At 59.2% G+C, this 24,247-nt stretch carries 21 protein-coding genes; 14 read left to right on the plus strand and 7 right to left on the minus strand.

Annotation, left to right across the window (positions count from 1 at the left end; translation table 11 throughout):
- Positions 1-60 precede the first annotated feature (60 nt).
- Entirely contained in the window at positions 61-1,023 is a 963-nt protein-coding gene (locus tag GBC55_RS19700) for a LysR family transcriptional regulator (RefSeq protein WP_162438959.1), read from the minus strand.
- A gap of 269 nt (positions 1,024-1,292) precedes the next feature.
- On the opposite strand from GBC55_RS19700, the gene GBC55_RS19705 reads away from it, so the two are divergent.
- The 13 genes from GBC55_RS19705 (at position 1,293) to GBC55_RS19765 (ending at position 16,965) form a co-directional block, all read left to right on the plus strand.
- Positions 1,293-2,231 carry a VOC family protein gene (locus GBC55_RS19705; protein ID WP_162438960.1) on the plus strand — a complete coding sequence of 313 codons (939 nt, stop codon included), beginning with the start codon at positions 1,293-1,295 and terminating at the stop codon, positions 2,229-2,231.
- Positions 2,232-2,237: 6 nt separating this feature from the next.
- Positions 2,238-2,657 carry a Rieske (2Fe-2S) protein gene (locus GBC55_RS19710; RefSeq protein ID WP_162438995.1) on the plus strand — a complete coding sequence of 140 codons (420 nt, stop codon included), beginning with the start codon at positions 2,238-2,240 and terminating at the stop codon, positions 2,655-2,657.
- A gap of 88 nt (positions 2,658-2,745) precedes the next feature.
- The gene (locus GBC55_RS19715) at positions 2,746-3,870 is read left to right on the plus strand and encodes an FAD-dependent oxidoreductase (protein ID WP_162438961.1); all 1,125 of its coding nucleotides are present in this window, start codon (positions 2,746-2,748) and stop codon (positions 3,868-3,870) included.
- 56 nt (positions 3,871-3,926) lie between these two features.
- A complete protein-coding gene (locus GBC55_RS19720; protein WP_162438962.1) occupies positions 3,927-5,624 on the plus strand; it encodes a DUF1302 domain-containing protein in 1,698 nt (565 codons plus the stop codon).
- 12 nt (positions 5,625-5,636) lie between these two features.
- On the plus strand, positions 5,637-7,025 hold the full coding sequence (locus GBC55_RS19725) for a DUF1329 domain-containing protein (protein ID WP_162438963.1): 1,389 nt from the start codon (positions 5,637-5,639) through the stop codon (positions 7,023-7,025).
- A gap of 62 nt (positions 7,026-7,087) precedes the next feature.
- On the plus strand, positions 7,088-8,182 hold the full coding sequence (locus GBC55_RS19730; protein WP_162438964.1) for a YCF48-related protein: 1,095 nt from the start codon (positions 7,088-7,090) through the stop codon (positions 8,180-8,182).
- A gap of 4 nt (positions 8,183-8,186) precedes the next feature.
- Positions 8,187-10,655: an MMPL family transporter gene (locus GBC55_RS19735; protein WP_162438965.1), complete on the plus strand. Its 2,469-nt coding sequence runs from the start codon at positions 8,187-8,189 to the stop codon at positions 10,653-10,655.
- On the plus strand, positions 10,645-11,889 hold the full coding sequence (locus GBC55_RS19740; protein WP_162438966.1) for an MFS transporter: 1,245 nt from the start codon (positions 10,645-10,647) through the stop codon (positions 11,887-11,889). The genes GBC55_RS19735 and GBC55_RS19740 overlap by 11 nt, the downstream gene beginning before the upstream one ends.
- Before the next feature lie 14 nt (positions 11,890-11,903).
- Positions 11,904-12,485, plus strand: coding sequence for a cupin domain-containing protein (locus GBC55_RS19745; RefSeq protein ID WP_162438967.1), 582 nt, complete (start codon positions 11,904-11,906; stop codon positions 12,483-12,485).
- Positions 12,482-13,465: a fumarylacetoacetate hydrolase family protein gene (locus tag GBC55_RS19750; protein ID WP_162438968.1), complete on the plus strand. Its 984-nt coding sequence runs from the start codon at positions 12,482-12,484 to the stop codon at positions 13,463-13,465. Before GBC55_RS19745 ends, GBC55_RS19750 begins: the two co-directional genes overlap by 4 nt.
- Positions 13,466-13,475: 10 nt before the next feature.
- Complete coding sequence (locus GBC55_RS19755) at positions 13,476-14,474, plus strand: NAD-dependent epimerase/dehydratase family protein (RefSeq protein ID WP_162438969.1); 999 nt, start codon at positions 13,476-13,478, stop codon at positions 14,472-14,474.
- Entirely contained in the window at positions 14,458-15,252 is a 795-nt protein-coding gene (locus GBC55_RS19760; RefSeq protein WP_162438970.1) for a cyclase family protein, read from the plus strand. Before GBC55_RS19755 ends, GBC55_RS19760 begins: the two co-directional genes overlap by 17 nt.
- 57 nt (positions 15,253-15,309) lie before the next feature.
- Positions 15,310-16,965, plus strand: a complete 1,656-nt coding sequence (locus GBC55_RS19765) for an arylsulfatase (RefSeq protein ID WP_162438971.1) — start codon at positions 15,310-15,312, stop codon at positions 16,963-16,965.
- A 68-nt stretch (positions 16,966-17,033) separates the two neighbouring features.
- Here GBC55_RS19765 and GBC55_RS19770 read toward each other — a convergent pair whose 3' ends face one another.
- The 3 genes from GBC55_RS19770 to GBC55_RS19780 form a co-directional block, all read right to left on the minus strand.
- Positions 17,034-18,083 carry a DMT family transporter gene (locus GBC55_RS19770; RefSeq protein WP_162438972.1) on the minus strand — a complete coding sequence of 350 codons (1,050 nt, stop codon included), beginning with the start codon at positions 18,081-18,083 and terminating at the stop codon, positions 17,034-17,036.
- A 147-nt stretch (positions 18,084-18,230) separates the two neighbouring features.
- Complete coding sequence (locus GBC55_RS19775) at positions 18,231-18,773, minus strand: cysteine hydrolase family protein (RefSeq protein WP_162438996.1); 543 nt, start codon at positions 18,771-18,773, stop codon at positions 18,231-18,233.
- A gap of 309 nt (positions 18,774-19,082) precedes the next feature.
- Positions 19,083-19,577: a lysozyme inhibitor LprI family protein gene (locus GBC55_RS19780; protein WP_162438973.1), complete on the minus strand. Its 495-nt coding sequence runs from the start codon at positions 19,575-19,577 to the stop codon at positions 19,083-19,085.
- A 249-nt stretch (positions 19,578-19,826) separates the two neighbouring features.
- On the opposite strand from GBC55_RS19780, the gene GBC55_RS19785 reads away from it, so the two are divergent.
- Positions 19,827-20,186 carry a hypothetical protein gene (locus GBC55_RS19785; RefSeq protein ID WP_162438974.1) on the plus strand — a complete coding sequence of 120 codons (360 nt, stop codon included), beginning with the start codon at positions 19,827-19,829 and terminating at the stop codon, positions 20,184-20,186.
- 7 nt (positions 20,187-20,193) lie between these two features.
- Here GBC55_RS19785 and GBC55_RS19790 read toward each other — a convergent pair whose 3' ends face one another.
- Genes GBC55_RS19790 through tcuA form a run of 3 tightly spaced genes read right to left on the minus strand, consistent with a single transcriptional unit; the run spans position 20,194 to position 24,141 of the window.
- Positions 20,194-21,495, minus strand: coding sequence for an MFS transporter (locus GBC55_RS19790; RefSeq protein WP_162438975.1), 1,302 nt, complete (start codon positions 21,493-21,495; stop codon positions 20,194-20,196).
- Between the two features lie 47 nt (positions 21,496-21,542).
- Positions 21,543-22,700: a tricarballylate utilization 4Fe-4S protein TcuB gene (gene tcuB / locus GBC55_RS19795; protein ID WP_162438976.1), complete on the minus strand. Its 1,158-nt coding sequence runs from the start codon at positions 22,698-22,700 to the stop codon at positions 21,543-21,545.
- Positions 22,687-24,141 (minus strand): FAD-dependent tricarballylate dehydrogenase TcuA, encoded by a 1,455-nt coding sequence (gene tcuA, locus GBC55_RS19800; RefSeq protein WP_162438977.1) that lies wholly within the window; start codon positions 24,139-24,141, stop codon positions 22,687-22,689. Before tcuA ends, tcuB begins: the two co-directional genes overlap by 14 nt.
- Between the last annotated feature and the right edge of the window lie 106 nt (positions 24,142-24,247).

Here is a 24,247-nt window from a genome sequence, read left to right on the forward strand (position 1 = left end):
GATTGTTGTTGTCCTTTTGGTTGCCTTGAGCGTTCACAAGGCACGTTAAGGACGCTCGGGCTAATTGACCAATCGTGACTCGGGATGAGAGGTATCGCGCGCGGCGATATGATCGTGCTCCAGATGCTGGATGAATTCGCTGATTCGCTCGCGCAACCAGCGGTGCATCGGGTCGCCGTCCACGCTGCGGTGCCACAGCATGACCTCGCGCATGACAGGGATTTTCACAGGGGGATTGAGGATGCGCAGCGGCAGGTGTTCGGCATACAACCGCGCCAGACGCTGGTGCATGGTGGCGATGCGTTGAGTGCCGACGACCAGTTGCGGCAGGGTGTTGAAGTCATTGGTGATGACCTCGATACGGCGGTTGAAGCCGTATTGATTCATGAACCACTCTTCGATGCTCAAGTGCCGGGTGCGACCAAAACCGACGGAGACGTGGCCCATGTCCATGTACTGTTCAAGGCTCAGGCTATCGCCGACCTGAGTATTGCCGTCCCACACCACGCAGACGTGTTCTTCTTCGAACAGCAGCTTGTGAGGGTGACCCTCGATGATGTAGCGCTCAGGCACGATCATCAGGTCGACTTCGCCGCGAACCAGTAATTCACCGGAGTTGTCACCAGGGCCAAGCATCTCGAACGTGATGTTCGGCGCTTCCTGATGGATCTTCTGGATCACCTGGGCAAACAGCACGCTGATCAGGTAATCCGAGGTCACCAGGCGAAAGTGGCGCTTGCTGGTGGTGGGGTCGAACACCGGCTTGGCGGTGATCGAGGACTGAATCGTCAGCAGCACTTCGCGGATCGGTTTGGCGAGCTCCTGGGCATAAGGCGTGGGCTGCATCTTGCGCCCCACCTGCACCAACAGTTCGTCTTCGAAATAACTGCGCAGACGTCCGAGCACGCCACTGGTTGCGGATTGAGTCATGTGCAGGCGTTCGGCGGCACGGGTGATGTTCTGCTCTTCGAGCAACACATCAAGTGCCACCAACAGATTGAGATCCAGGTGGTTGAAGCGCATCAGGCATGCCCACTGTTGTATTTATTTTCACGATACATTCCGGTGAATTGATCGTCCCGTCAACCCCGCCTTCACGCGGCCATCCCGCGCCATCAGGTATCGCGTTTGCCGATAGGTCGCATCCCCACTCGCGATTAGTCAGTTGCCAAACCGCGCGTCAATCTTCGCCGCAGTCGGACCTCTGGCCGACACCACCACCGGATTCCATGCGCAGCTGAACGGCCTGGTCGAGCAGTCTCCGGATCATAATTTCAATGGAGTGGTAAGCCATGAACATCATTGGCCTTGATGCCCTGATCTTTGGCGTCGATGACATCCAAGCCTGTACCGATTGCCTGCGTGACTACGGCCTTGCGCCGGTTGACGTCGACAGCGATGGCGGGCGTTTTGAAGCACTGGACGGCACGGCCGTGATCATTCGCCGTGCAGACGATCCGACCCTTCCGGCGGCCATCGGCCCGGCGCCGTCGATTCGCGAAACCGTCTACGGCGTTGCCAGCGCGGCGGACCTCGACGCCATCGAGGACGAGTTGGCGCGAGACCGCCAGGTCTCCCGGGAAAACGGCGTGCTGCACAGCGTCGATGACATGGGTTTCGCGATCGCTTTCCAGGTCACCGTGCGCAAGGCGTACGACGCCCCGGGCGACCTGACCAACGCCGCCGGTCATGCGCCACAACGCCCGCTGAACCAGCCCGGCATCACCCTCGACATGAGCGCGGTGCCCCGCACCTTGTCCCACGTGGTGTATTTCGTCCCCGACGCGGCCAAGGCTGAAGCGTTCTATGCCGAGCGCCTGGGCTTTCGGACCACGGACACCTTCATCGGCGCCGGCCCTTTCATGCGCCCGGCAGGTTCCGATGATCACCATTGCCTGTTCATGATTCAGACCCCGCCACACATGAAGGGCTGCGAGCACTTCACTTTTCACATGGGCAGTGGCACCGAAGTGCTGTTGGCCGGTACTCGTTTCGAGCAAAAAGGCTGGACCAGTTTCTGGGGCCCTGGCCGTCACCTCTTTGGCTCCAACTGGTTCTGGTACTTCAACAGTCCGCTCGGTTGCCATATTGAATACGACGCCGACATGGACAAACACGATGACGCCTGGGAGGCCCGTCGCGCACCGTTGTCAGCCGATAACTCGCAACTGTTTCTGTTCAGCTCAAAAGAAAAATGGGCACCCGGCGGTCCACCACCCAAGCAAGGTTGAGTGCAGATGTCAGCCAGGAGCCAAAGGGATTTTTTCCTGTGCCGGCTGGACGAGCTAGCGCAAGGGCAGGCGCGTGGATTCGATCCATTGCAGCGCGGCAGGGACAGTGTTTTTGCTTTGCTGCACGAGGGACAGGTGCGGATTTATCGCAACAGCTGCCCGCATCTGGATGTGCGCCTGGAGTACCGCAAGGATCGTTTTTTATCGGCCGACGGCCAGTTGATTGTCTGTTACGCGCACGGTGCACAGTTTCTGCCGAGCACGGGTGAATGCGTCTACGGCCCCTGTCTGGGCCAGACACTGGAGGCGTTGCGGTGGCGTTTGGAGGAGGGCTGGCTGGTGCTGCAAATGCCCGACACGGAGTGCGCATCGACCCACCTCGAGGTATCGCGTTTGGAGATACATCGCATCCCTACTCGCGATTAGTCAAATCCCTGCTTTGGCGGGAAGCTGAACCTAACGACGCAGTGCCCGACGCTGTATCGAATCACAAGAATAAAAAAGTGAGAAAACCATGAGTGCAGTGAACAAAGTTCTGATCGTGGGCGGTGGTATTGGTGGCTTGTGTTCCGCCATTGCACTGCGACGCAAGGGCATTGAAGTCGATCTGATCGAACTCAAGTCGGAGTGGACGGTGTACGGCGTCGGGATCATCCAGCAAAGCAACGTTGTCCGCGAGATGGCCAAACTGGGTGTGCTGGATGGGTATCTCGATGCGGCGTATGCCTTCGAAGACGTCGCCATCTATGGCCCGGCCGGCCAGCAACTGGCGCGCATCCCCGGTCAACGACTGGCAGGGCCTGCGTACCCGGCCAACGTGGGCATTTCACGCCTGGCATTGCACAAGGTCCTCAGTGAAACGGCGCTGGAACTGGGCGCGCAAGTACGCCTGGGCCTGAGCGTTGAATCCCTGGACGATAAAGGCGACAGCGTCGATGTAGTGTTCACCGATGGCACTGGCGCTGCCTACGACCTGGTCGTCGGCGCCGACGGTCTGTTCTCCAGGGTTCGCGATTTGCTGTTTGGTGACACCTACACCCCGCGTTTCACCGGCCAGTCGGTGTGGCGCTACAACTTCCCGCGTGATCCTCAGATCGATCACCTCGCCAACTACCAGAGCGCCGAAGGCAACGCCGGCCTGGTGCCGCTGGCGGGTGACCTGATGTACCTGTTTCTCACGTCCCACGAACCGTCCAACCCGTGGATGGACCCGACGACGCTGGCCGATCAGATGCGCCAACGCCTACAGGGTTTCACCGGCCTCATCGGTGAGCTGCGCCAACAAATCACCGACAGCAGCCAGGTGGTCTACAAGCCGATGGAAGTGGTCTTCGTCGATGAGCCCTGGTATCGCAGTCGCGTCCTGCTGATTGGCGACGCTGCACACGCCACTACGCCGCACCTTGGCCAAGGGGCCGGCATGGCGATTGAAGATGCCATCGTGCTCAGTGAAGAACTGACCCGCGACGGCAGCGTCGAGCAACAGCTCCAGCGCTTCATGACGCGCCGGTTCGAGCGCTGCAAGTACATCAGCGAGAGTTCTGTACTGGCTGGAGACAAGGAAATGCAACACGACCGTGCATTCGACCGTATCGGCCTGGTCAAGCAGATGCTGGCGCGCACGGCAGAGCCCATCTGATTCAAAAGCTCCGTCATCCGCAGCTGTTACCACTATAAAAACAAGAGGTTAACGCGATGGTTAGCTCCACGACTGCGACGCTTGCGCGCCGCCCGGTCTGCACGTCTGCACCCTTTGGTTTCACATTGGCCGCCGCGTTGGTGCTGTGCAGCCAGGCTGCCCATGCCTTTCAGGTGGATACCGGCAATCCGGATTTCAACCTGCGCTGGGATAACACGGTGAAGTACAGCGCCGCCTGGCGAACCCAGAATCCCGGCAGCAAACTGACCGAGGGGCAGGTGGCACTCAATCAGGACGATGGCGATCGGGCTTTCAAAAAGGGTCTGATTTCCAACCGTACGGACATCCTCTCCGAGTTGGATATGTCGTTCAAAAACGTCGGCGCACGCCTCAGCGGCGCCGCCTGGTACGACACCGAATACCAGAACGACAACGATAATGACGATCCGGCACGGGCCAACGCGCGTTCGGTGGCCTATGACGAATTCACCGACGACACCCGTCACCTGCATGGCGGCGACGGCGAATTGCTCGATGCGTTCGTGTACTGGAACGGTGAGCTGGCCGATCACGCCACGTCCGTGCGTGCCGGTCGCCACGGCTTGATCTGGGGCGAGAGCCTGTTCTTCGGTGCCAACGGCATTGCCGGTGGCATGGGACCGGTCGATGTGGTGAAGGCGCAGTCCGTACCGAACACCCAGTTCAAGGAAATCACCCGCCCGGTCAATCAACTGTCGGGGACCTTCCAGCTGACAGATGATGTGTCGCTCGGCGCTTACTACCAACTCGAGTGGGAAGAGACGCGCCTGCCGGGGGCCGGTAGTTACTTTTCCACCAGCGACACCATTGGTGAAGGCAACGAACGCTTGATCGTGGGAGCGCCATTTCCTGCATTCCTCGGTGGCAATCCTGGCAGCCCGGCAGCGTTCTTCCATGGCAATGACAAGGAAGCGAGAAGTTCGGGGCAGGGTGGCCTGCAGTTGAAGTACAGCGCGGAAACGGTGGAGTACGGCCTGTACGCGATTCAGTATCACGACAAAACACCCAAGCTGTACCTCAAGCCATCCACCGGTACACCGAACTTCAGTACCGGCCAGATCGGCGAGTACTACTGGGTGTACCCGGAAGACATTCGCGCCTTTGGAGCGAGTTTTTCGACCACCGTCGACGAGTACAGCTTCGCCGGTGAAGCTTCCATGCGCTGGAACATGCCGCTGGTTTCCAACGGTCAAACCGTCCTGCCTGGCGTGGTCGCTGACAACGATGACGATGCGCTCTACGCGGTCGGCCGTACTGCTCACGTCAACCTCAACGTCCTGGCCTCGTTCGGGCCGAACTTCATCGCAAGGGAGTCGGGGCTGGTCGGTGAGATCGCCTGGAACCGACTCCTGAACGTCACGAAAAACCGTGCCGCCCTTGACCCCAATGCCACCGATGACGGCCTTGGTTTCAAGGTGGTGTACACCCCGACTTATCGCCAGTTCTTCTCCGGTATCGATATCAGCATCCCTGTCGGTCTCAGCTACTTCCCGCTGGGTAAATCGGCCGTGGTCAGCTCCTTCGGCCCGGACAACGGCGGCGATATGAACATCGGTATTACCGCGACCTACCTGGATCGCGTTACCGCCGGCCTGACCTACACGCATTACTACGGCCCCGAGGACACCAACCTCAATGCGGCCAGCCAGTTCAACTACAAGCAATCGCTGAAAGACCGGGACTACCTGGCTTTCTCCGTCAAGACCACGTTTTAAGAGGACTTGCGCATGACTCACAACAACAAAATCGGAGCTTTCAAGCTCAAAGCGCTTTGCTTCGCACTGCTGGGTAGCCTGGCCATTTTCAGCCAGGTGACGCTGGCGGCAACGGCTGAAGACGCGGCCAAGCTGTCGAAGAGTCTGACACCGTTCGGTGCCGAGCGCGCCGGTAACGCTGACGGCTCGATTCCCGCATGGGACGGTGGTTACACCAAGGTCGATCCGTCGTACAAGGAAGGCGGCAAGCGTAGCGACCCGTTCGCGGCAGACAAGCCGTTGTTCAGCATCACGTCAAAAAATCTCGCCCAATACGCTGGCAAACTCAGCGATGGCACCAAGGAGATGTTCAAGCGTTTCCCGGACACGTATCGCATCGACGTTTACCCGACACGTCGTACGGCTGCCGCACCGCAATGGGTGTATGACAACACCCTGAAAAACGCCACGCGCGCCAAGCTGGTGGACAGCAGTGCTGGCCCGGTACCTCAAGGCGCGTTTGGCGGCATTCCGTTTCCGATCCCGCAAAACGGCGCCGAAGCCATGTGGAACCACGTACTGAATTGGCGTGGCACCTCGGTATCGATGCATTTCCGGCATTACCTGATGACTGCCGACGGCAAGCAGGTCATGACGACCGACGGGCAAGCCATTCAGGAGATGCCGTATTACTACCAGGATGGGACGCCGGAATCGTTTGCCGGTGATTACTGGCTATTCCGACTGCTCAACGTCGGTCCGCCATTACGCGCTGGCGAGCAGATCATGGGGCGCACCAACATCAACGGCGACCTGTCCCAGGCGCACGTTTATCTGACCGGCCAACGCCGTGTGCGCAAATTGCCCAATGCTTGCTGCGATACGCCGACGCCCGCGACTGCCGGGGTGATGTCGTTCGACGAATTGAGCGTGTTCCAGGGCCGCATTGACCGCTTTAACTGGAAGCTCGTGGGCAAGCAGGAGATGTACATCCCCTACAACACGAACAAGGTGCAAACCGCCGCCAAACCGGAAGACCTGTTTCTCCCTCACCACATGAATCCGGATTACGTGCGCTGGGAGCTGCACCGGGTGTGGGTCGTGGAAGCGGACCTGGCACCGGGTAAGCGTCACCAGTTGCCGAAGGGCCGCTACTACCTTGATGAGGACACCTGGCAAGCCATGTTGGGCGACCGTTGGGATGCCAACGGCCAGCTCGCCAAGACGTTGTGGTCGTTGCCGGCGGTACTCCCTGACCTGCCCGCACAAGCGCAATTGTCCTCGGGCTTTTACGACCTGACCTCCGGCGCCTGGTTTATCCAGAACGTCTACACCGGCCAGTCGGAACAGTACGGCATGGTTGATCGCTACAAGGCCTCCGAGTTTTCACCGGCGGCGATGGCGGGTGCCGGCGTTCGTTGAGAAAGACCGGGTCGCGGTTTGCGAACCCTGATCCGGTTTCAAAAGGTTTTTCGAGGTCGGTAATGAACAGAATCTGTCAGGTGGTTGGTCGGCTGATGTGTCTGATGGCATTGCCATTGGGCCTGGCGCATGCCGCATCGGTGGGCGACACGCTCGATACTCCGGCAATGCAGGCGCCACAAGCGAAATCAGCGGTGCTGCTGGACTTGGCTCGGGCAGGTGCGCGGCTGGTGGCGGTGGGTGAGCGGGGCATCGTGCTGCTTTCCGATGACCACGGCGTGAGCTGGCGTCAAGCGACGGTACCGGTTTCCGTCAGCCTGACGGCCGTGCAGTTTGTCGACGCCCTTACGGGCTGGGCCGTCGGGCATGCGGGTGTTGTATTGGTCACGCATGACGGTGGAGAGCACTGGGTGGTGCAACTCGATGGCCTGCGTGCCGCACAGCTGGAGCTGGTAAGCGCTCGTCAGCAACTGCCATCGGCCAACGATCAGGTTGCCGCCGCCGCACGGGTGCAAACGGCTGAACGACTGGCCAGCGATGGGGCTGACAAGCCGTTTCTCGCTGTGCAATTTGTTGACGACCGACACGGCCTGATCGTGGGTGCGTATGGCCTTGCCTTCCGAACCGACGATGGCGGCACCACCTGGCATTCCATCATGGGGGACATTGATAACCCGATGGGTGCGCACTTGTCTGCGATCACTCAACAGGGACAGCACTGGTTTCTGGCGGGAGAGCAGGGCTACCTCGCTCGTTCCGACGACGCCGGCCATTCATTCACGCCGTTGGACAGTCCTTACACCGGGAGCTTCTTCACCGCGCAAACGGGCGACAACGGTGTGTTGCTGGTGGCCGGGTTAAAGGGCAATGCGTTTGTCTCGAGTGACCTGGGCCAAAGCTTTCAGCCTGCACCGGTCTCGATGCCGGTGTCGTTCAGCGATGCCATTCGTACCGACGACGGCCAGTTGTTGCTGGTCAATCAGAGTGGCGCCTTGTTTCGCACCGACAACCCGTCCGGCGCGACGCTTGTGCCCTATGGCAAACCGCTCGGCAAGCCCGTCTCCAGCGTTATCCAGGCCGCCGATGGCAGCCTGACGCTGGCGGGTTTCACTGGATTGACGCGCCTGTCGCCGTCAGTCGCCAACGCTTCGGAGTGAGGTTATGAAGTCTTTCGACAACGCCACGGCAAGCCTGGCGAATTTCGATCCACGCTCCGGTTCAGTGGTAGAGCGCACGCTGTTCAATCACCGCCTGTGGGTCCTTGTGTTATGTGTACTGACGACCCTGGTGCTGGGTTATCAAGCCACTCGTATCGAGCTCAATGCCAGCTTCGAAAAGATGATTCCCACGCAGCAGCCCTACATTGCGAATTATCTTGAGCACCAGAAACAGCTCACGGGTTTAGGCAACGCACTGCGGATCGTCGTAGCCAACAAACACGGCGATATCTACGACGCCGAGTACCTGAAAACCCTGCAAGCCCTGAGCGACAAACTCTACCTGATGCCGGGTGTCGATCGAGCGTACATGAAGTCGCTGTGGACACCGGCCACGCGCTGGGTCGCGGTGACTGAAGAGGGCCTCGATGGCGGCCCGGTGATACCGGATGACTACAGCGGCACCGCTGCTAACCTCGATGCACTGCGGCGCAATGTGCAGCGCTCCAACGAGCTTGGCCAACTGGTAGCTCTTGACCAGACCTCGAGCATCATTTACGTGCCGCTACTGGCCGCCACTTCGGATGGAAGGCCGCTGGATTACGCGGTTCTGTCCGAGCAACTGGAGACGCTACGCAGCACTTATCAAAGCGATGACATCGACATTCGTATCACCGGTTTCGCGAAAAAAGTCGGTGACTTGATTGCCGGCCTGAAGCAGATCCTGCTGTTCTTCGCCGTCGCGATCCTGATCACCACCGCCGTGCTGTTCTGGTACACCCGCTGCTTGCGCAGTACGGTGCTGGTGGTGTTGTGCTCGCTGGTGGCGGTGGTCTGGCAGCTCGGGTTGCTGCCATTGCTGAACTACCAGTTGGACCCGTATTCCGTGCTGGTGCCATTTCTGGTGTTTGCCATTGGTATGAGCCACGGCGCGCAGAAAATGAACGGCATCATGCAGGACATCGGGCGGGGCATGCACCGGGTGGTGGCGGCGCGATTCACCTTTCGACGCCTATTCCTTGCCGGGCTGACAGCGCTGCTGTGCGATGCCGTGGGTTTTGCGGTGCTGATGTTGATCAAAATCCAGGTCATTCAAGACCTCGCGGTCATCGCCAGTATCGGCGTGGCCGTGCTGATTTTCACCAACCTGATTTTGCTGCCGGTGTTGCTCTCTTATGTCGGTGTGACGCCCCGCGCCGCGCAACTGAGCCTCAAAAGCGAGCAAGCCGAGCAAACGGGCCAGACGCGCCATGCGTTCTGGCGTTTTCTGGACCTGTTCACTCATCGGCGTTGGGCGAGCTTGTGCATCGCTATCAGCCTCGCATTGGCAGCAGTCGGCTTTGTAGTCAGCCTGCAACTGAAAATCGGTGACCTCGACGCCGGTGCACCGGAGTTGCGTGCGGACTCGCGCTACAACCAGGACGATGCCTATCTGACCCGTCATTACGGCGCCAGCAGCGACCTGTTCGCGGTGATGGTGAAAACCCCGGCCAGCAGCTGCGCGCGCTACGACATCCTGGCTAAAGTCGATGCCCTGGACTGGCAATTGCGCGCCTTGCCGGGCGTTGATTCGACCAATTCACTGGCGTTGCTGAACCGGCGGATGCTGGTGGGCCTTAGTGAAGGCAATCCCAAGTGGTACGAGCTGCAAAACAATCAGGCGATGCTCAATATGATCACCGCCAGCGCGCCGCGTGGCTTGTACAACGAAGATTGCAGCCTGTTGACCTTGTACGCCTATCTCACCGACCACAAGGCCGAAACGCTGACCCGCCTGGTCGACCACGTGGAAAAATTTGCCGCCGAGAACAACACCGGGGAAGTGCAATTCCTCCTGGCGGCAGGCAACGCCGGCATCGAAGCGGCGACCAACATCGTGGTCAAACAAGCCAACCGCGAGATGCTCATTTGGGTTTACGGCGCGGTCATTGTGCTGTGCCTGATTACTTTCCGCTCCTGGCGCGCGACGTTGTGCGCCGTGATTCCGCTGATGCTCACGTCCATCCTCTGCGAAGCCTTGATGGTCTGGCTGAATATCGGTGTGAAAGTCGCCACGCTGCCTGTCATCGCCCTGGGTGTCGGCATCGGCGTCGACTATGCGTTGTACGTGATGAGCATTCTCCTGGGTCATCTGCGTCAGGGGGCAAGCCTGTCCGAAGCGTATTACCGGGCACTCGTTTCCACCGGCAAGGTGGTGATGCTGACCGGTATCACCTTGGCCATCGGTGTAGCGACCTGGACGTTTTCACCCATCAAGTTCCAGGCCGACATGGGCGTGCTGCTGGCCTTCATGTTTGTCTGGAACATGGTCGGCGCATTGGTATTGCTGCCGGCGCTGGCGTACTTCCTGCTACCCGCACGCCGCCAGGTGCAGGGAGCTGATGCGCCGATACACATCACGGAGGGTCCTGAGAAGGCAGTGGTTGCGGACGTCCTCCACCGGGAAATAAAGGAGCACTGTCTTGGTCGCTGATACCTTCGCAAAGCCCGTCCGGCAAGCCGGATTGGCGCAATCGCTATTGCTGCTGTTCGGCAGCTGCTTGCCGGTGTTGGGCGCCGTGTTGCTGGCCCCCGTGTTGCCGAGGATGCAGGCGCATTTTGCCAGCGTCGACGGCAGCGCCGTGCTGGTCCCTATCGTACTGACGCTGCCGGCATTGATGATTGCGTTGCTGGCACCGTTCGCCGGGCTGATCGCCGATCGACTGGGGCGTAAGCCGTTACTGCTGGCGAGCATGGTGCTGTATGTCCTCTGTGGCGTGTTGCCGCTGTGGCTCGACTCGCTGCACGCGATCGTGCTCAGTCGGGCGGGCATTGGTTTGGCCGAGGCGGGCATCATGACCTGCTGCACCACGCTGATGGGTGACTACTACAGCGGTGCCAAACGCGAGCGTCTGTTTGCCTTGCAGATGGTTGCGACGTCGTTGTCGGCGGCGGCGTTCATCGCGCTGGGAGGCTTCCTGGGACAAAACGACTGGCGTACGCCGTTTGCGTTGTACGCGGTGGGCCTGATTTTTCTCCCGCTGATGGCCTGGCAGCTGTGGGAGCCGCAAGCCCGCACGCAGCCTGAGCAACCGACGCCGCCATTGTCGACCGGGAAGTTTCCGTGGCGCGTGCTTACGCCCCTGTATGGGTTGTCGTTACTGGCCGGTTTGAGCTTGTTCATCGTGCCGGTGCAGGCCGGCTATCTGCTTAATCTGCTGCATGTGGATGCCCCGCAACAAATCGGCATGACCATGGGGGCCAACCAACTGGGCGTGCTCGTCGGTGCGCTGAGTTTTCGTTTGTTCAGCGGGATTCGCGGGCAGTACCTGCTGCTCATTGCCTACGCACTGGCGGGCATCGGCGGGCTGTTGATGGCGGCTGCCACAACCCATATGCAGGTCGTGGTTGCTGTGACGATCAATGGTCTGGGCATCGGATTGATGCTGCCAACCCTGATCACCTGGATCATGTCACACGTCAGTTTCCATCACCGCGGGCAGGCGGCCGGGTGTTTCACCGCGGCCATTTTTGCCGGCGAATTTATCAGCCCTCTCGTTGTTCTTGGCATCACCCGTGGTGACTCCATGGCGCTTCCTCAGGCACTGGCCATCGTGGGTAGCCTGCAACTGTTGGTGGCGGTGTTTTGTCTGGCCGTGCCCAGGCTTGGTGGTCTGCTGCGCGGCGCAAACGGGGCCGGTGGCACGACCATGGCCGACGAAAACTGAAACGAGGATTTTCCATGCAAGCGCTTCCTGAATTCAAACGAGTGGTCACCGGTCACGATCAGCAGGGCCAGGCCATCATCGCCAGCAACGGGCCGACGCCTAACGTCTTCCCGCTATCGGCGGTGCCGGGCACGGTGTTTTATGAACTGTGGAACAGTACTGCCAGCCCCGCTTTGCTCGACAACGCCAGCGACCCAAGCAACAAGCCATTGCAACTCAGCCCCGTGGCTGGGGGCAGTGTCATCCGGGTGGTGGATATTCCACCGGACAGCGTGCAGAACCAGGTCAGCGCCGACGATGCCGCGGCGGTTTTCGCCGAAATAGGTGAAGTCCATGCAGGCACCGGTCAACGTGACTCCAAACATAAGTTGATGCACCGCACCGAGACCCTCGACTACGGCATCGTCACCGAAGGTGAAGTGTGGCTGGTGCTGGATGAGGAAGAGGTGCACCTCAAACGCGGCGATGTGGTGGTTCAACGCGGCACCAATCACGCCTGGAGCAACCGCACCGAAGCGATGGCACGCATGGTCTTCATTCTGCTCGACGGGCGCTATGCCACTGAATTGAGCAACATCAAGGGAGCATCGGCATGAAGCTCGCCACCCTGAAAAACGGCCATCGCGATGGTCAGCTCGTGGTGGTCTCACGGGATCTCGCCTGGGCGCTGGATGCCAGTTCTGTGGCGCTTACCCTGCAAGAGGCCATCGAAAACTGGAGTAGCGCCGAGCCTCGCTTGCAGCTGCTGTCGAAGCAGTTGAATGCGGGCGAGGCGGCGGAGGCCTTTGCCTTCGACCCCGCCCAGGCGATGGCGCCATTGCCCCGCGCTTATCAATGGTGCGATGGCTCGGCCTTTCTCAGCCACGGTGCGCTGATGCAGAAAGCGTTCAATCTCGATCCTATCGACGGGGTCGAACGCACGCCGCTGATGTACCAGGGGGCCGGCGATGATTTCATTGGCGCACGGGACGATATCGCTTTGCCGAGCGAGAGTCAGGGCATCGACTTCGAAGGCGAGTTTGTGGTGCTGGTGGATGATGTGCCTATGGGCTGCGACGCCGAGCAGGCGCAGCAACACATCAAGCTGATCCTGCAAATCAACGACGTCAGTTTGCGCGCCCTGGCCCCTCGGGAAATGAGTACGGGTTTTGGATTCCTGCAGGCCAAACCGTCCTCCAGCTTCGCTCCGCTGGCCATCACACCGGACGAATTGGGCAATGCCTGGCGCGACGGCCGTGTGCATTTGCCTTTGCAGGTGCACTGGAATGGCCAGTGGTTTGGTCATCCGCACGGCGGGCAGATGAACTTCAGTTTCGGTCAGTTAATCGCTCACGCCGCGCTCACTCGCAGGCTGCGTGCCGGCACGCTGATGGGTTCCGGAACGGTTTCCAATGCCGAAAGAAGCGCGGGATCGGCATGCATCGCCGAGCGTCGCGCCATCGAGATGATTGAGCATGGTGCCGCCCAGACCGGCTACATGCGCTTTGGTGACCGCGTGCACATGGATGTCACGGGCAGCGATGGCCAGTCGCTGTTCGGTGCAATCGATCAGCGCATCGTTCAGGCTCAGGACTGAGGAGCGGCATATGCGTGTGTTGATTACCGGTGCCAATGGGTTTGTCGGGCGTGAGCTGGTGCGTTGCCTGCTGGCGGTTGGCCGCTTGCGAGGGCAGGCCATTGGTTCGTTGCTGGTACTGGATAAAGACTTGCAGGACTTGCCGGAGGACACCCGTCTTCGCCGTCATTTCGGCAGCGTGACGGATCCGGCCTTGATGCGTCGGGTCTTGGCCGACGGCATTGATGTGGTGTTCCATCTGGTCAGTGTTCCAGGTGGCGCCGCGGAAGAGCATTACGAACTCGGTTACCAGGTCAATCTGCTGGCCAGCCTGGAATTGCTCAACCAACTGCGCAACAAAACCCGGCCGCCAGTTTTGGTGTATGCGAGCAGTGTTGCGGTGTACGGCGGGGTGCTTCCCGCGCGAATGAACGAGACAGCTGAACTGCACCCCGAACTGTCCTATGGCACCCACAAAGCCATGGTGGAAAGCGCCATCAGTGATCTTGCCCGACGGGGAGATGTTGACGGACGTGTGTTACGCCTGCCTGGCATCGTCGCCCGGCCTCGCGAACCCAATGGGTTGCGCTCTGCATTCATGAGCGACCTGATGCGAGCCTTTGCCGAAGATGAACCCTATCAATGCCCGGTCTCGCCAGAGGCAACGGCGTGGTGGATGTCCTCCCGCTGTTGCGTGAACAACCTGATCCACGCTGCAGGACTGGAAGGTACCTTGCTCGCGGCACAGCGCGTATGGCAGTTGCCGGTGCTGCATTTGTCGATTGCCCAGGTCATCGACGCATTGGCTGAGCGCTATGGGCAAGAGCGTCGCGCATTGATCAGCCATGCGCCCGACGCCAGGCTGGAAGCATTGTTCGGACGTATGCCGCCGTTGAAAACGCCGCAGGCGCGCGCCGCCGGTTTCAACCATGACCGCAATGCTGCAACGCTGGTCCGCAATGCCCTTAATCCTTCGAATCCCCGACATTCGCCACTGAACGGAGACACGTTTCATGTCGCAGCCAACTAAGCCAAAACGTCGTCTCGTCGACCTTTCGGTCACCCTCGACAATAACCCCTATACCGATCCGCCACCGTTACTGCCGAAGATCGATTACATGGATCACCAGCAAGGCTGGCCCGAAATGGCCGCAATGTTCCCAGGCTTGCAACTTGAGCAGATGCCGGGAAACGAATCCTGGGCCGCAGAGCGACTGCACATCACCACACACAGCGGTACGCACATGGATGCGCCTTGGCATTACGCGTCGACCACCAATGGGGGGCAGCCGGCTTTTGGTATCGATGAGCTGCCGCTCGACTGGTGCCTGCAACCCGGTGTGAAACTGGATTTTCGGCACATGGCCGATGGTCATGTGGTGACCGCTGACGAAATGGAAGCTGAGCTTGCGCGCATTGGCCACGCGTTGCGGCCATTGGACATCGTGCTGATCAACACCCGTGCCGGCGCGTTGTTCGGCCAGCCGGGATATCTCGATGCCGGCGTCGGCATCGGTCGTGAAGCCACGATGTATCTGCTCGAGCGAGGGGTGCGTGTCGTAGGTACCGACGCCTGGAGTTGGGATGCACCGTTCAAGTACACCCGTGAACGTTTTGCAGCCGACGGCGACGCCTCGATTATTTGGGAAGGGCACAAGGCCGGACGCGATATCGGGTATGGGCAAATGGAAAAACTGGCCAACCTGGAGTCCCTGCCATCGAGTGGCTTCGTGGTGTCGTGCTTCCCTTACAAGATCAAGCACGCATCGGCCGGGTTTGTTCGGGCAGTGGCGATATTCGAAGAGTAGGGCGCCTGCGGAAAATGCAGAAACAGGTCTCGGACCCACACAATAAGAGAAAAGAACATGCCACTTTTTTGTCTGTCAAAAACATTACTGGCGACAGTGCTGGCGCTGGGCAGCAGTCTGGTCCTGGCGGCGAGTGCTGATACGGCGCAGCCGAATATTTTGCTGATCCTGGCGGATGACCTGGGGTATTCCGACCTGGGCAGTTATGGCGGCGAAATCAGCACACCAACCCTGGATCAACTGGCCAGGGACGGGTTGCAGTTCACCAACATGTACGCGACGCCAACCTGTTCGATCACACGCTCGATGCTGATGTCCGGCACCGACAATCACCTGGCCGGACTCGGCACCATGGCTGAAGCGTTGCAACCGTACCAACGTGGCAAGCCGGGTTACGAGGGCTATCTGAACCAGCACTCGTACTCGATAGCCGAACTGCTGAAAAAGGGTGGCTACAGCACGTTGATGGTGGGCAAATGGCACCTGGGCCTTGAGGCGGATCAAGGCCCGGATCATCGCGGCTTCGAGCAGTCTTTCACCCTGCTCGAGGGTGGCGCATCGCACTTTAAACCTGCCAGCGTAGACCCCAGCAAGCTTGAGCAAGTGCACTATCGCGAAAACGGTAAGGCCGTGGGGCTGCCGGACAATTTTTACTCCACGGATTTCTACACCGACAAGCTGATCAGTTACCTGCAAAACAGCAAAAAGGACGGTAAGCCGTTTTTTGCCTACGCCGCTTACACCTCGCCGCACTGGCCACTGCAAGCACCCAAGGAATATCTCGACAAGTACCAGGGACGATTTGATCAGGGCTATGACAGCGTGCGCCTGGCGCGTATCCAGCGTATGAAAGACCTCGGTGTCATGGCCAGCGATGCCCGACCTGCGCAGCCACTGCCGGTGAATCCCAAGCTGCCAGGGTGGCAACAAATGAGCCCTGAGCAGCAGCGTATTGAAGCGCGCAAAATGGAAATCTACGCCGCCATGGTCGATAACCTCGACCATAACATTGGCCGACTGATCGATTACTTGCGCCAGAGCGGGCAGTACGACAATACCTTGATCGTGTTCATGTCGGACAACGGTGCGGCGGGAGAGAACCATGCACAGTTCTATCCACCGGGTGCACTCACTGACAATAGCGTTGCCAACCTCGGGCAAAAGGGTTCTCAGATCGACTATGGCTTGCGCTGGGCTGAGGTTAGCGCAGCGCCATTCCACTTGTTCAAAGGCACCACTGCAGAGGGCGGTATCAGCGTTCCGGCGATCATCCAGTTGCCCAAGGCACTGCGTCGCCAAGGCATGGAGCGCGGTGTTGCGCGAGTAGATGACCTGGCCCCGACCTTTTTAGAGTTGGCGGGTATTGCATTGCCAAGCGAAGCGCCAACGGATGCGCGTAAACACCCGATCACCGGCAAATCAATGCTGCCAATGCTTACCGGTAATGGCAGCCCGCACACCACCGACAGCCTGGCTGGTGAGCTGTTTGGTAATGCCTATTATCGGGAGGGAAATCTGAAGTTGTTGGGCCTTCGACCCCAGGCAGGCTTTGGTGAAAACGCGCAACCATTGCAATGGCAATTATTTGATCTGGCGCAGGATCGCGGCGAAACCGCAGACCTGGCTGCCTCCAGGCCAGAGACGGTACAACGGCTAAAGGATGCGTGGTTGCAGTATGCAAGGAAGGTGGGTGTTGTTTTTTCCGGGCAGTAGCTGCCTAAGCACTGGACTGCCGAGCGGAGTCCCCAGAGTTACGCTACCGGGCGCATCTTTACATGCACTCAATGTTCATGCCTGTGGTGCGCGTCTGGAAAGTGCAGATGGGTGTGCTTCATTGGCTCGTGCCTGTGCCAATGTTGGTGCTTGGTGCCGGGCGCGACGGGTTCGTCGTGATCATGTTGGTGGTGTTCGTCGTGTGCATGCTCGTGGTTGTGCTCCATCGGCTCGTGCCGATGTTCATGTTCATGCCGTTCCGTGAGGTGTAGCCAAATGCCAACGGCCATTAGCGATCCGGCGATCAGCAGCGGTAGCGTGACGGGATCGCCCATGGCGACGGCCAGCAATGTCCCTAAAAACGGCGCCACGCAGAAGTAAGCGCCCGTACGGGCGGTGCCCAGGCGGCGCAAGCCGATGACGAACAATGCCAGGCTGACGCCATAGGCCAGAAAGCCTAAGACCAGGGCGCCTGCCAGGTTGGGCAGTGGCGGTAACGTCGCCCCTGCACAGAAAGCCAGGACCAGGTTGACTGAACCCGCGACCAAACCCTTGACCGAGGCAATCCAGGTTGCGTCCGTCAGGGACACCTTGCGAGTCAGGTTGTTATCAATGCCCCAGGCAAAGCAGGCGCCGAGGACCGCCAGTGCTGGCCACAACCCGGCAAAGCTCGCTTCAGTGGGCCAACTCAGAACCAGCGCGCCGGCCACGATAGCGACCATGCCCAACGCAATACGCCGGTCAAAGTTCTCTTTGAAGGCAAACCACGCGAGCAGGGCGGTAAATACACCTTCGGCGTTAAGCAGCAGTGATGCCCCCGAGGCAGGCATGCCCGTTAATCCCACCATCAGCAATACCGGCCCGGCAACACCACCCGCCGCAATTGCACCGGCGAACCAAAGCGCTTCATGGCGTGGCAGACGCACGGCGGGCGCGCGGCTCAGCACTCGATATAGCGTCAGTCCAAGTCCGGAACCCAGATAAAGCAAACCCGCCAGCAGCCAGGGACTGACACTGTCCAGCAGCAGTTTCGCCAGCGGCGTGCCTGCGCCGAATAGCACCGCGGCACCGAGCGCGGCCAGTACACCCGATTGTCTCAGACCTTCCTTCCAGTTCATTTTTCCAACTCCCCGCTCAATGGTGCCCAAGCTCAATCAGGAGGGAGTTTGGGAGGCTGTCTGGATTGATTCTCCTCGTTGAGACGGGGAAACGAAAGGTTTTCCAAACCTTATGGGTTCGGGGCGGCGGCATGGGAAGAATGTCGGTTAATGGCCGTTGGCGGTCTGTCTCGAGAAACGCCATTCCTCAGCCTGAACGACCCGGCAGAATGGCCCCGCCAACGTTGCATTGTGGTGGGCAATGATGACCTCTGCTTTGAGCGTGGGCGTATCGGAGCAGCTATGTCCATCGGCGATGAGCACAGCGTCGAAACCCAAATCCCGGGCGGCACGGCAAGTACTGTCTACGCAGTATTGAGTTTTCATGCCGGTCACGACGATGCCTTCACAGCCGCGTGCGCGTAGTTGATCGGCCAACTCAGTCGCTGCAAAGGCGTTGGGACGTTTTTTTTCAAAAATCACTTCGTCACCCATCAGCTGCAACTCCTGGACAAGCTCGGTGAGCGGACTGCCCGGCTCGATTGGGGAGCCGGCCGGGCCGAGGTGGCGGGCGAGAAAGATGGGGGCGCCGGCCTCCCGTGCGTTGCTCATCAGCGTATTCAATGTCTCTAAAAGCGCTTCACCGCCCCAGGGCCTGTCCGGGCCGTGAACGAGGCCTACCTGCATGTCGAGAATCAGTAGTGCATACATCTGCGTTTCCTTACGGTTGTGCAAAAAATCCGGGGCAAAAAAAAAGACCCGGTCCATTGCTGGCGGGTCTTCGGGGTTATGCGTTTGTTAACTCACACAACCTCCTACGACCCACCTTTGGTGGTCGTGAGGGTTGTGGTCGAGTTGAGGCGTGGTGTCGTCATGACGCAGACCTTAACGTTGACGCGCAGGTCTTGCAAGGTCGGCCGAACCGCGCGCCTCAACCCCTGCTCGATAGCTCCATGGTGGCTGCTTCAATGGCGAACGGGTTCTCGTTAGTGGGATAGCCAGCCGCCTATGTCAATAAATTCAATCGGAAAGTTGCTGGGTTCTGAAGCGCATCAAATCGACTTTGCAAGCACTTACAAAATCTCCAGCGCCCGAGCCGCCCATCGCCGAGTCACCTTCCCATTGACACTGAGCATCCCTGAACTTCTCGAAAGCCTTCTGAGAGGCGAGTAGCGAGGCAAGGGCTTTGGCCGTCGCACTCGAATCGACTTCCTTTGTCTGGGCTTCCAGTTTTTTGTAGGCGATATTCATCTGAGATGTGACTTCGCGAGTCTTACGCTCAAGGCAAGACTGCAACGCTGTCCGGGGCTGATCGCCAAGGGTGCTGTAGCATTCGTTCAATGCTCCAGCGTCGCTGTTCACTGCAGTTTTTGCTGCGGTGTCGGTAGGCGTAGATGCCAGATTGACCGCGTCATTTGTGCTTGGATTCACATCAGGTTTCGCGGGTACTTGAGCGAATGCCGTACCAATGACAAATGAAGTCGCTACAGCGACCACAGAAATGAGTTTTCTCATTTTTATCTATCCTTTGGAAAGCATTTTTGGAGGGGCAGAAACAACTTTGAATGCTGGGTCAATTGTGTACTACGTACGCAGGATCAGGCCCATTGAGGTCTAATAGTGCTCACAGTCCCAGCGCGTGTTTGACTGCATCCTCGTCAAACTGTTCAACGCCGCTAAATCAGATCGACGCCAGGCAATGGGGCCGCAATTCGTGCGCCGAGCATTTTTGCGCAGCTAGCCAACAGATAACAGGGAATCACAATGGCTGAATACCGTTACACGAACGCGGATAGATTGAGTCAGCTCAAGAAACTGGAGTCAGCACTGCCCGAACTGATACGGGTCGCTAGTTCCACTCCAGCGATGACTTACGTTGAAGTTTACCGTCTGGCGCTAAAGAAGGCCGTTGAGCTTCAAAAAACGGGCTTTACCCAAAATGAACTATCAGCCCTGGCGCGAGCCATCCCGGATGTTTTCGATCGACATAAAGACTGGATGCCACCCATGCACCAGACAGAGACTGGTGAATGGGTTGAGCATGAGTGGTGGACGTTACTTGATGAAAAATTACAGCCTGTCCTGAATCTTGCTAGAACGTTGCAAACGCTTGGGTACTACTAGTTAGGAACTAAGCGGTTCTGACTGCCAAAGCTTTTTGCCGACGATACAGAATCGTCGTCGCCGTGAACCCGCAGACCGCCGCAAACATCAGCCAGTAGGCAGGTGATGCCTTGTCACCCGTGGCCTGGACAAGCAATGTCGAGATTGCCGGGGTAAAACCGCCAAACACCGCGGTGGCCAAACTGAAGGCCAGTGAGAACCCGACTACCCGCACGTTCTGTGGCATGACCTCGGTCAGGGCCGCGACCATGGCGCCGTTGTAAATGCCAAAGAAGAATGAGAAGTACAGCAGAACAGCGAGCAGTCGTTTGAAACTCGCCGCCTCTGCCAGCCAGTGCATGGCGGGGTAGGCGGTGAAGATGCACAGCAGCGATATCGCCAGCAGGAGTGGCCGCCGGCCGATGCGGTCGGAGAGGGCGCCGCCGATAGGCAGCCAGATGAAGTTGCTGATGCCGACCAGCAGGGTAACCACCAGGCTGTCGGTGGTGCTCAGGTTCAGTACTGTCCTGCCAAACGTCGGTGTGTAGACCGTAATCAGGTAGAACGTGGTGGTGGTCATGGAAGCCATCAAACCGCCCGCCAGTACGGTGCGCCAGTTGTCACGCATCGAGCGAAAAACTTCTCGAGTAGTGGGACGATGGGTACGAGCAGTGAAGGCGGCGGTCTCTTCCAGTGAGCGGCGAATAATGAAAATGAACGGGATGATCACGCAGCCAATGAAGAACGGAATACGCCAGCCCCAATCGGCGATTTCCGCGGCTTGCATCGTGGCATTGATCGTGTAGCCCAACGCGGCTGCGACGACGATGGCCACCTGCTGACTCGCCGATTGCCAACTGGTGTAGAAACCGGTGCGGCCGGGGGTGGAAATTTCCGCGAGATACACGGAAACACCGCCCATTTCCGCGCCGGCGGAGAAGCCCTGGAGCAGCCTGCCCAACAACACCAGAATGGGGGCTGCCACGCCGATGGTGGCATAGCCCGGCACCAACGCGATCAGTACGGTACCGGCGGCCATGATCGACAGCGTCACGATCAGCCCCTTGCGACGGCCCACCTTGTCGATGTAGGCCCCCAGCACGATGGCGCCTAGAGGACGCATCAGGAATCCGGAGCCAAAAACCGCGAAGGTCATCATCAGCGAGGCAAACTCGCTGGTGGCTGGGAAGAAGGTCTGGGAGATGTAGGTCGCGTAGAACCCGAACAGAAAGAAGTCGAACTGCTCGAGAAAGTTACCGCTCGTGACTCGCAAAATGGCGCCCAATTTGGACCCCTTTGCCTGGGTTGTTGCCGTTGTCGTTTTCATCATGGCTACCGTTATGCTCACTATTGTTTTTGGAATGAGTGCTTTATTCGTCAGTCGCTGCCGGCGTTGATCGGGTTGGGTTGACGCTTCTCGATCGCGTGTTTGAGCAGCGCCGCGCTGCGGAAGATTCCATGGGCGAATTTGCTGTAGGGCATGGTCAGGAAAAACGCCATGACCAGGCCGAGATGGATCGCCAACATCAAGCCCAAGGCACTGGTTTCACGAAAAGCCAGTAGCGCCAGGCCGCTTGCACTGACCAGAAACAGCAGCGCGATGAAGCCGCGATCCATGGGGTTCTGGTTTTCATCGCCGTGCGCAGGGTTGCGACGCAGGTTCAGCCAGAGAAGACCCGCCGGGCCGATCAGCAGGCCGATGCCACCGGCAATACCCAACATCACCGGCAAGCTGAAGATCGGATAAGGCGCCGACCACTTCAGCAGATAGTGAAAGAGCGTGGCGACACCGGTGGCGGCGAAGCACAGCATGAAGCCGTAGAAGGTCAGGTGGTGGAATCGGCGTCGCCACAAGGTGAATTGATCGTCGGCGTTGTTGCAGCCTTCGCCATGGCCACCGTCCAGGTATTTGAGCTTCGCGACGTTGGCCGTCGCCTCCAATGCAGCGGACGTTTTCAACGGCAGTGACGCTGCGACCGGTGAAACGTTGCGCCAGAAGCGCCGTACCCCCATGGTCAGGGCAAGTACCGCAAAGCCGAACACTGAACCGAACATCAGCGCCAGGGTGTTGTGCGGGAAAATCTTGTAGAAGTCGCCCCCGGGAATGGCCGTGAACAGGTTACCCATGAGCATCAGGGTCAGGCATAAAAACAACGCCAGTCCCCCACCGGAAGCCAGCGCCAGGGTCAGGCCGTTGCGCTGATACAACTTGCCCATGGCTTGCGGCCAGGCGTATTCGGCGTAAGTATCCAGGCGCACTTTGGCCATGGCTTTGGGGATGTTGACGTCGAATTCGTGTGGGGCGGCGTACTGACAGGCGTGCAGGCACGCGCCGCAGTTATGGCACAAGTTCGCCAGGTAATGGATGTCGGCCTGAGTGAATTCCAGGCGCCGGGTCATCGCCGGAAATACCGCGCAGAAGCCTTCGCAATAACGGCAGGCATTGCAGATCGTCATCTGCCGCTGGACTTCACTTTCGTCAAGATTCAGCACCGGGATCAACCCACCCGATGCTTGGGGATCAAATAGTTGCATGTCGAGACTCCGTGTTTGCGGATGAAACGCCAAAGCCCACTGAAGCGGCCGCCTGCACACCGGCGATGCGACCAAACGCGGTACCGATGGCCATGCCGATGCCGGCGGTGTAGCCCTTGCCCAGCACATTGCCGGCCATCATTTCTCCCGCGACGAACAGGTTGGGGCTCGCTTTGCCGTTGAAATGCACGGCAGCGGTTTCGTCCGTGGCGAGGCCGAGGTAGGTGAACGTGACACCCGGTTTAAGCGGGTAGGCGTAGAAAGGTGGTTTCACCAATGGCCGCGCCCAATGGGTTTTGGCGGGCGTCAGTCCTTGGGTGTGGCAGTCGTCCAACGCCGTGTGATCGAACGTGCCAACGTGGCAGGCGCTGTTGTAGTCCTCGACCGTCTTGACGAATGTTTCTTGAGGCAGCTTCAGCTGGCGGGCAAGGTCTTGCAGCGTATTGGCGGTGGTGCCGGGAAAGACCGGCGGCATGAAGCGGCCGATGGCTTGTTGATCGATGATCGAATACGCCTGCTGACCGGGTTGCCCGGCCACCAGACGCCCCCAGATCGCATAACGTTTTGGCCAGAAATCCTCACCTTCGTCATAGAAGCGTTCGCCCTCGCGATTGACCACCACACCCAGCGACACGCAGTCGATTCGGGTACAGATGCCGCCGTCGTAGAGTGGCGCGCGGGCATCAATCGCGACCATGTGGGCTTGCGTCGGATCACCGATCACATCGGCGCCAAGGTCGAGCATGCGCCGTAGCAAAACGCCGGTGTTGAACCGGGTGCCGCGGATCAGGAAATTGTCCGATGGCCATTCACCGCGTTCGTTCTGACCCCAGGCTTCGCGCAGCCATTCACGGTTGGATTCGAAGCCGCCGGCCGCCAACACACAGGCCCGGGCTTCAATGCGTTCTGCGGCGAAACGCTGACCGTCGACCTCATGTTCGGCCACATGGGCAGCGACGAATTTCCCCTCATCCAACTCGATGTCGGTGACTTGCGTGTTGTAGCGAACGTTTACACCCAGGCGCTCGGCGCTGCGGAAATACGCATTGACCAGCGCTTTGCCGCCGCCCATGAAAAATGCATTGGTCCGCGCCACGTGCAGCGCGCCGGACAGCGGTGGCTGAAAATGCACGCCGTGGGAACGCATCCAGTCGCGGCAGGAAGACGATGCCCGAATGGCGATGCGTGCAAGCTTTTCATCCGTGAGGCCACCGGTGACCTTCAACAGGTCTTGCCAGTATTCTTCTTCCGGGTAGGCATCGATCAGCACGTCCTGCGGTTCGTCGTGCATGCACCGCAGGTTACGGGTGTGTTGGGAGTTGCCACCGCGCCAGATTTTCGGGGAGGCTTCCAGCAGCATCACGCTGGCGCCCGCTTCTCGCGCCATCAGAGCGGCGCACAAGGCAGCGTTGCCACCCCCTATGATTAAGACATCGATCATTATCGCTCCTCGATTGGCAAGGAAGCGGGAACGAAGTGCTCCTTGCGAGTGGGGAGAACGATAGGGCGGGGAAGGAATGGTCGAAAGGCTGCGATTGACGTGGGGT

The organism is Pseudomonas sp. TNT3, assembly GCF_010095445.2.
Taxonomy (GTDB): domain Bacteria; phylum Pseudomonadota; class Gammaproteobacteria; order Pseudomonadales; family Pseudomonadaceae; genus Aquipseudomonas.

Excerpts from the sequence above, each read along its gene's own strand:
- GBC55_RS19710 (WP_162438995.1), top strand. The coding sequence starts at position 2,238 with ATGTCAGCCAGGAGCCAAAGGGATTTTTTCCTGTGCCGGCTGGACGAG.
- GBC55_RS19730 (WP_162438964.1), top strand. The coding sequence starts at position 7,088 with ATGAACAGAATCTGTCAGGTGGTTGGTCGGCTGATGTGTCTGATGGCA.
- GBC55_RS19770 (WP_162438972.1), bottom strand. The coding sequence starts at position 18,083 with ATGAACTGGAAGGAAGGTCTGAGACAATCGGGTGTACTGGCCGCGCTC.
- GBC55_RS19700 (WP_162438959.1), bottom strand. The coding sequence starts at position 1,023 with ATGCGCTTCAACCACCTGGATCTCAATCTGTTGGTGGCACTTGATGTG.
- GBC55_RS19780 (WP_162438973.1), bottom strand. The coding sequence starts at position 19,577 with ATGAGAAAACTCATTTCTGTGGTCGCTGTAGCGACTTCATTTGTCATT.
- GBC55_RS19775 (WP_162438996.1), bottom strand. The coding sequence starts at position 18,773 with ATGTATGCACTACTGATTCTCGACATGCAGGTAGGCCTCGTTCACGGC.
- GBC55_RS19720 (WP_162438962.1), top strand. The coding sequence starts at position 3,927 with ATGGTTAGCTCCACGACTGCGACGCTTGCGCGCCGCCCGGTCTGCACG.
- GBC55_RS19760 (WP_162438970.1), top strand. The coding sequence starts at position 14,458 with ATGTCGCAGCCAACTAAGCCAAAACGTCGTCTCGTCGACCTTTCGGTC.
- GBC55_RS19705 (WP_162438960.1), top strand. The coding sequence starts at position 1,293 with ATGAACATCATTGGCCTTGATGCCCTGATCTTTGGCGTCGATGACATC.
- GBC55_RS19745 (WP_162438967.1), top strand. The coding sequence starts at position 11,904 with ATGCAAGCGCTTCCTGAATTCAAACGAGTGGTCACCGGTCACGATCAG.
- GBC55_RS19715 (WP_162438961.1), top strand. The coding sequence starts at position 2,746 with ATGAGTGCAGTGAACAAAGTTCTGATCGTGGGCGGTGGTATTGGTGGC.
- tcuA (WP_162438977.1), bottom strand. The coding sequence starts at position 24,141 with ATGATCGATGTCTTAATCATAGGGGGTGGCAACGCTGCCTTGTGCGCC.
- GBC55_RS19725 (WP_162438963.1), top strand. The coding sequence starts at position 5,637 with ATGACTCACAACAACAAAATCGGAGCTTTCAAGCTCAAAGCGCTTTGC.
- tcuB (WP_162438976.1), bottom strand. The coding sequence starts at position 22,700 with ATGCAACTATTTGATCCCCAAGCATCGGGTGGGTTGATCCCGGTGCTG.
- GBC55_RS19790 (WP_162438975.1), bottom strand. The coding sequence starts at position 21,495 with ATGATGAAAACGACAACGGCAACAACCCAGGCAAAGGGGTCCAAATTG.
- GBC55_RS19755 (WP_162438969.1), top strand. The coding sequence starts at position 13,476 with ATGCGTGTGTTGATTACCGGTGCCAATGGGTTTGTCGGGCGTGAGCTG.
- GBC55_RS19785 (WP_162438974.1), top strand. The coding sequence starts at position 19,827 with ATGGCTGAATACCGTTACACGAACGCGGATAGATTGAGTCAGCTCAAG.
- GBC55_RS19735 (WP_162438965.1), top strand. The coding sequence starts at position 8,187 with ATGAAGTCTTTCGACAACGCCACGGCAAGCCTGGCGAATTTCGATCCA.
- GBC55_RS19750 (WP_162438968.1), top strand. The coding sequence starts at position 12,482 with ATGAAGCTCGCCACCCTGAAAAACGGCCATCGCGATGGTCAGCTCGTG.
- GBC55_RS19765 (WP_162438971.1), top strand. The coding sequence starts at position 15,310 with ATGCCACTTTTTTGTCTGTCAAAAACATTACTGGCGACAGTGCTGGCG.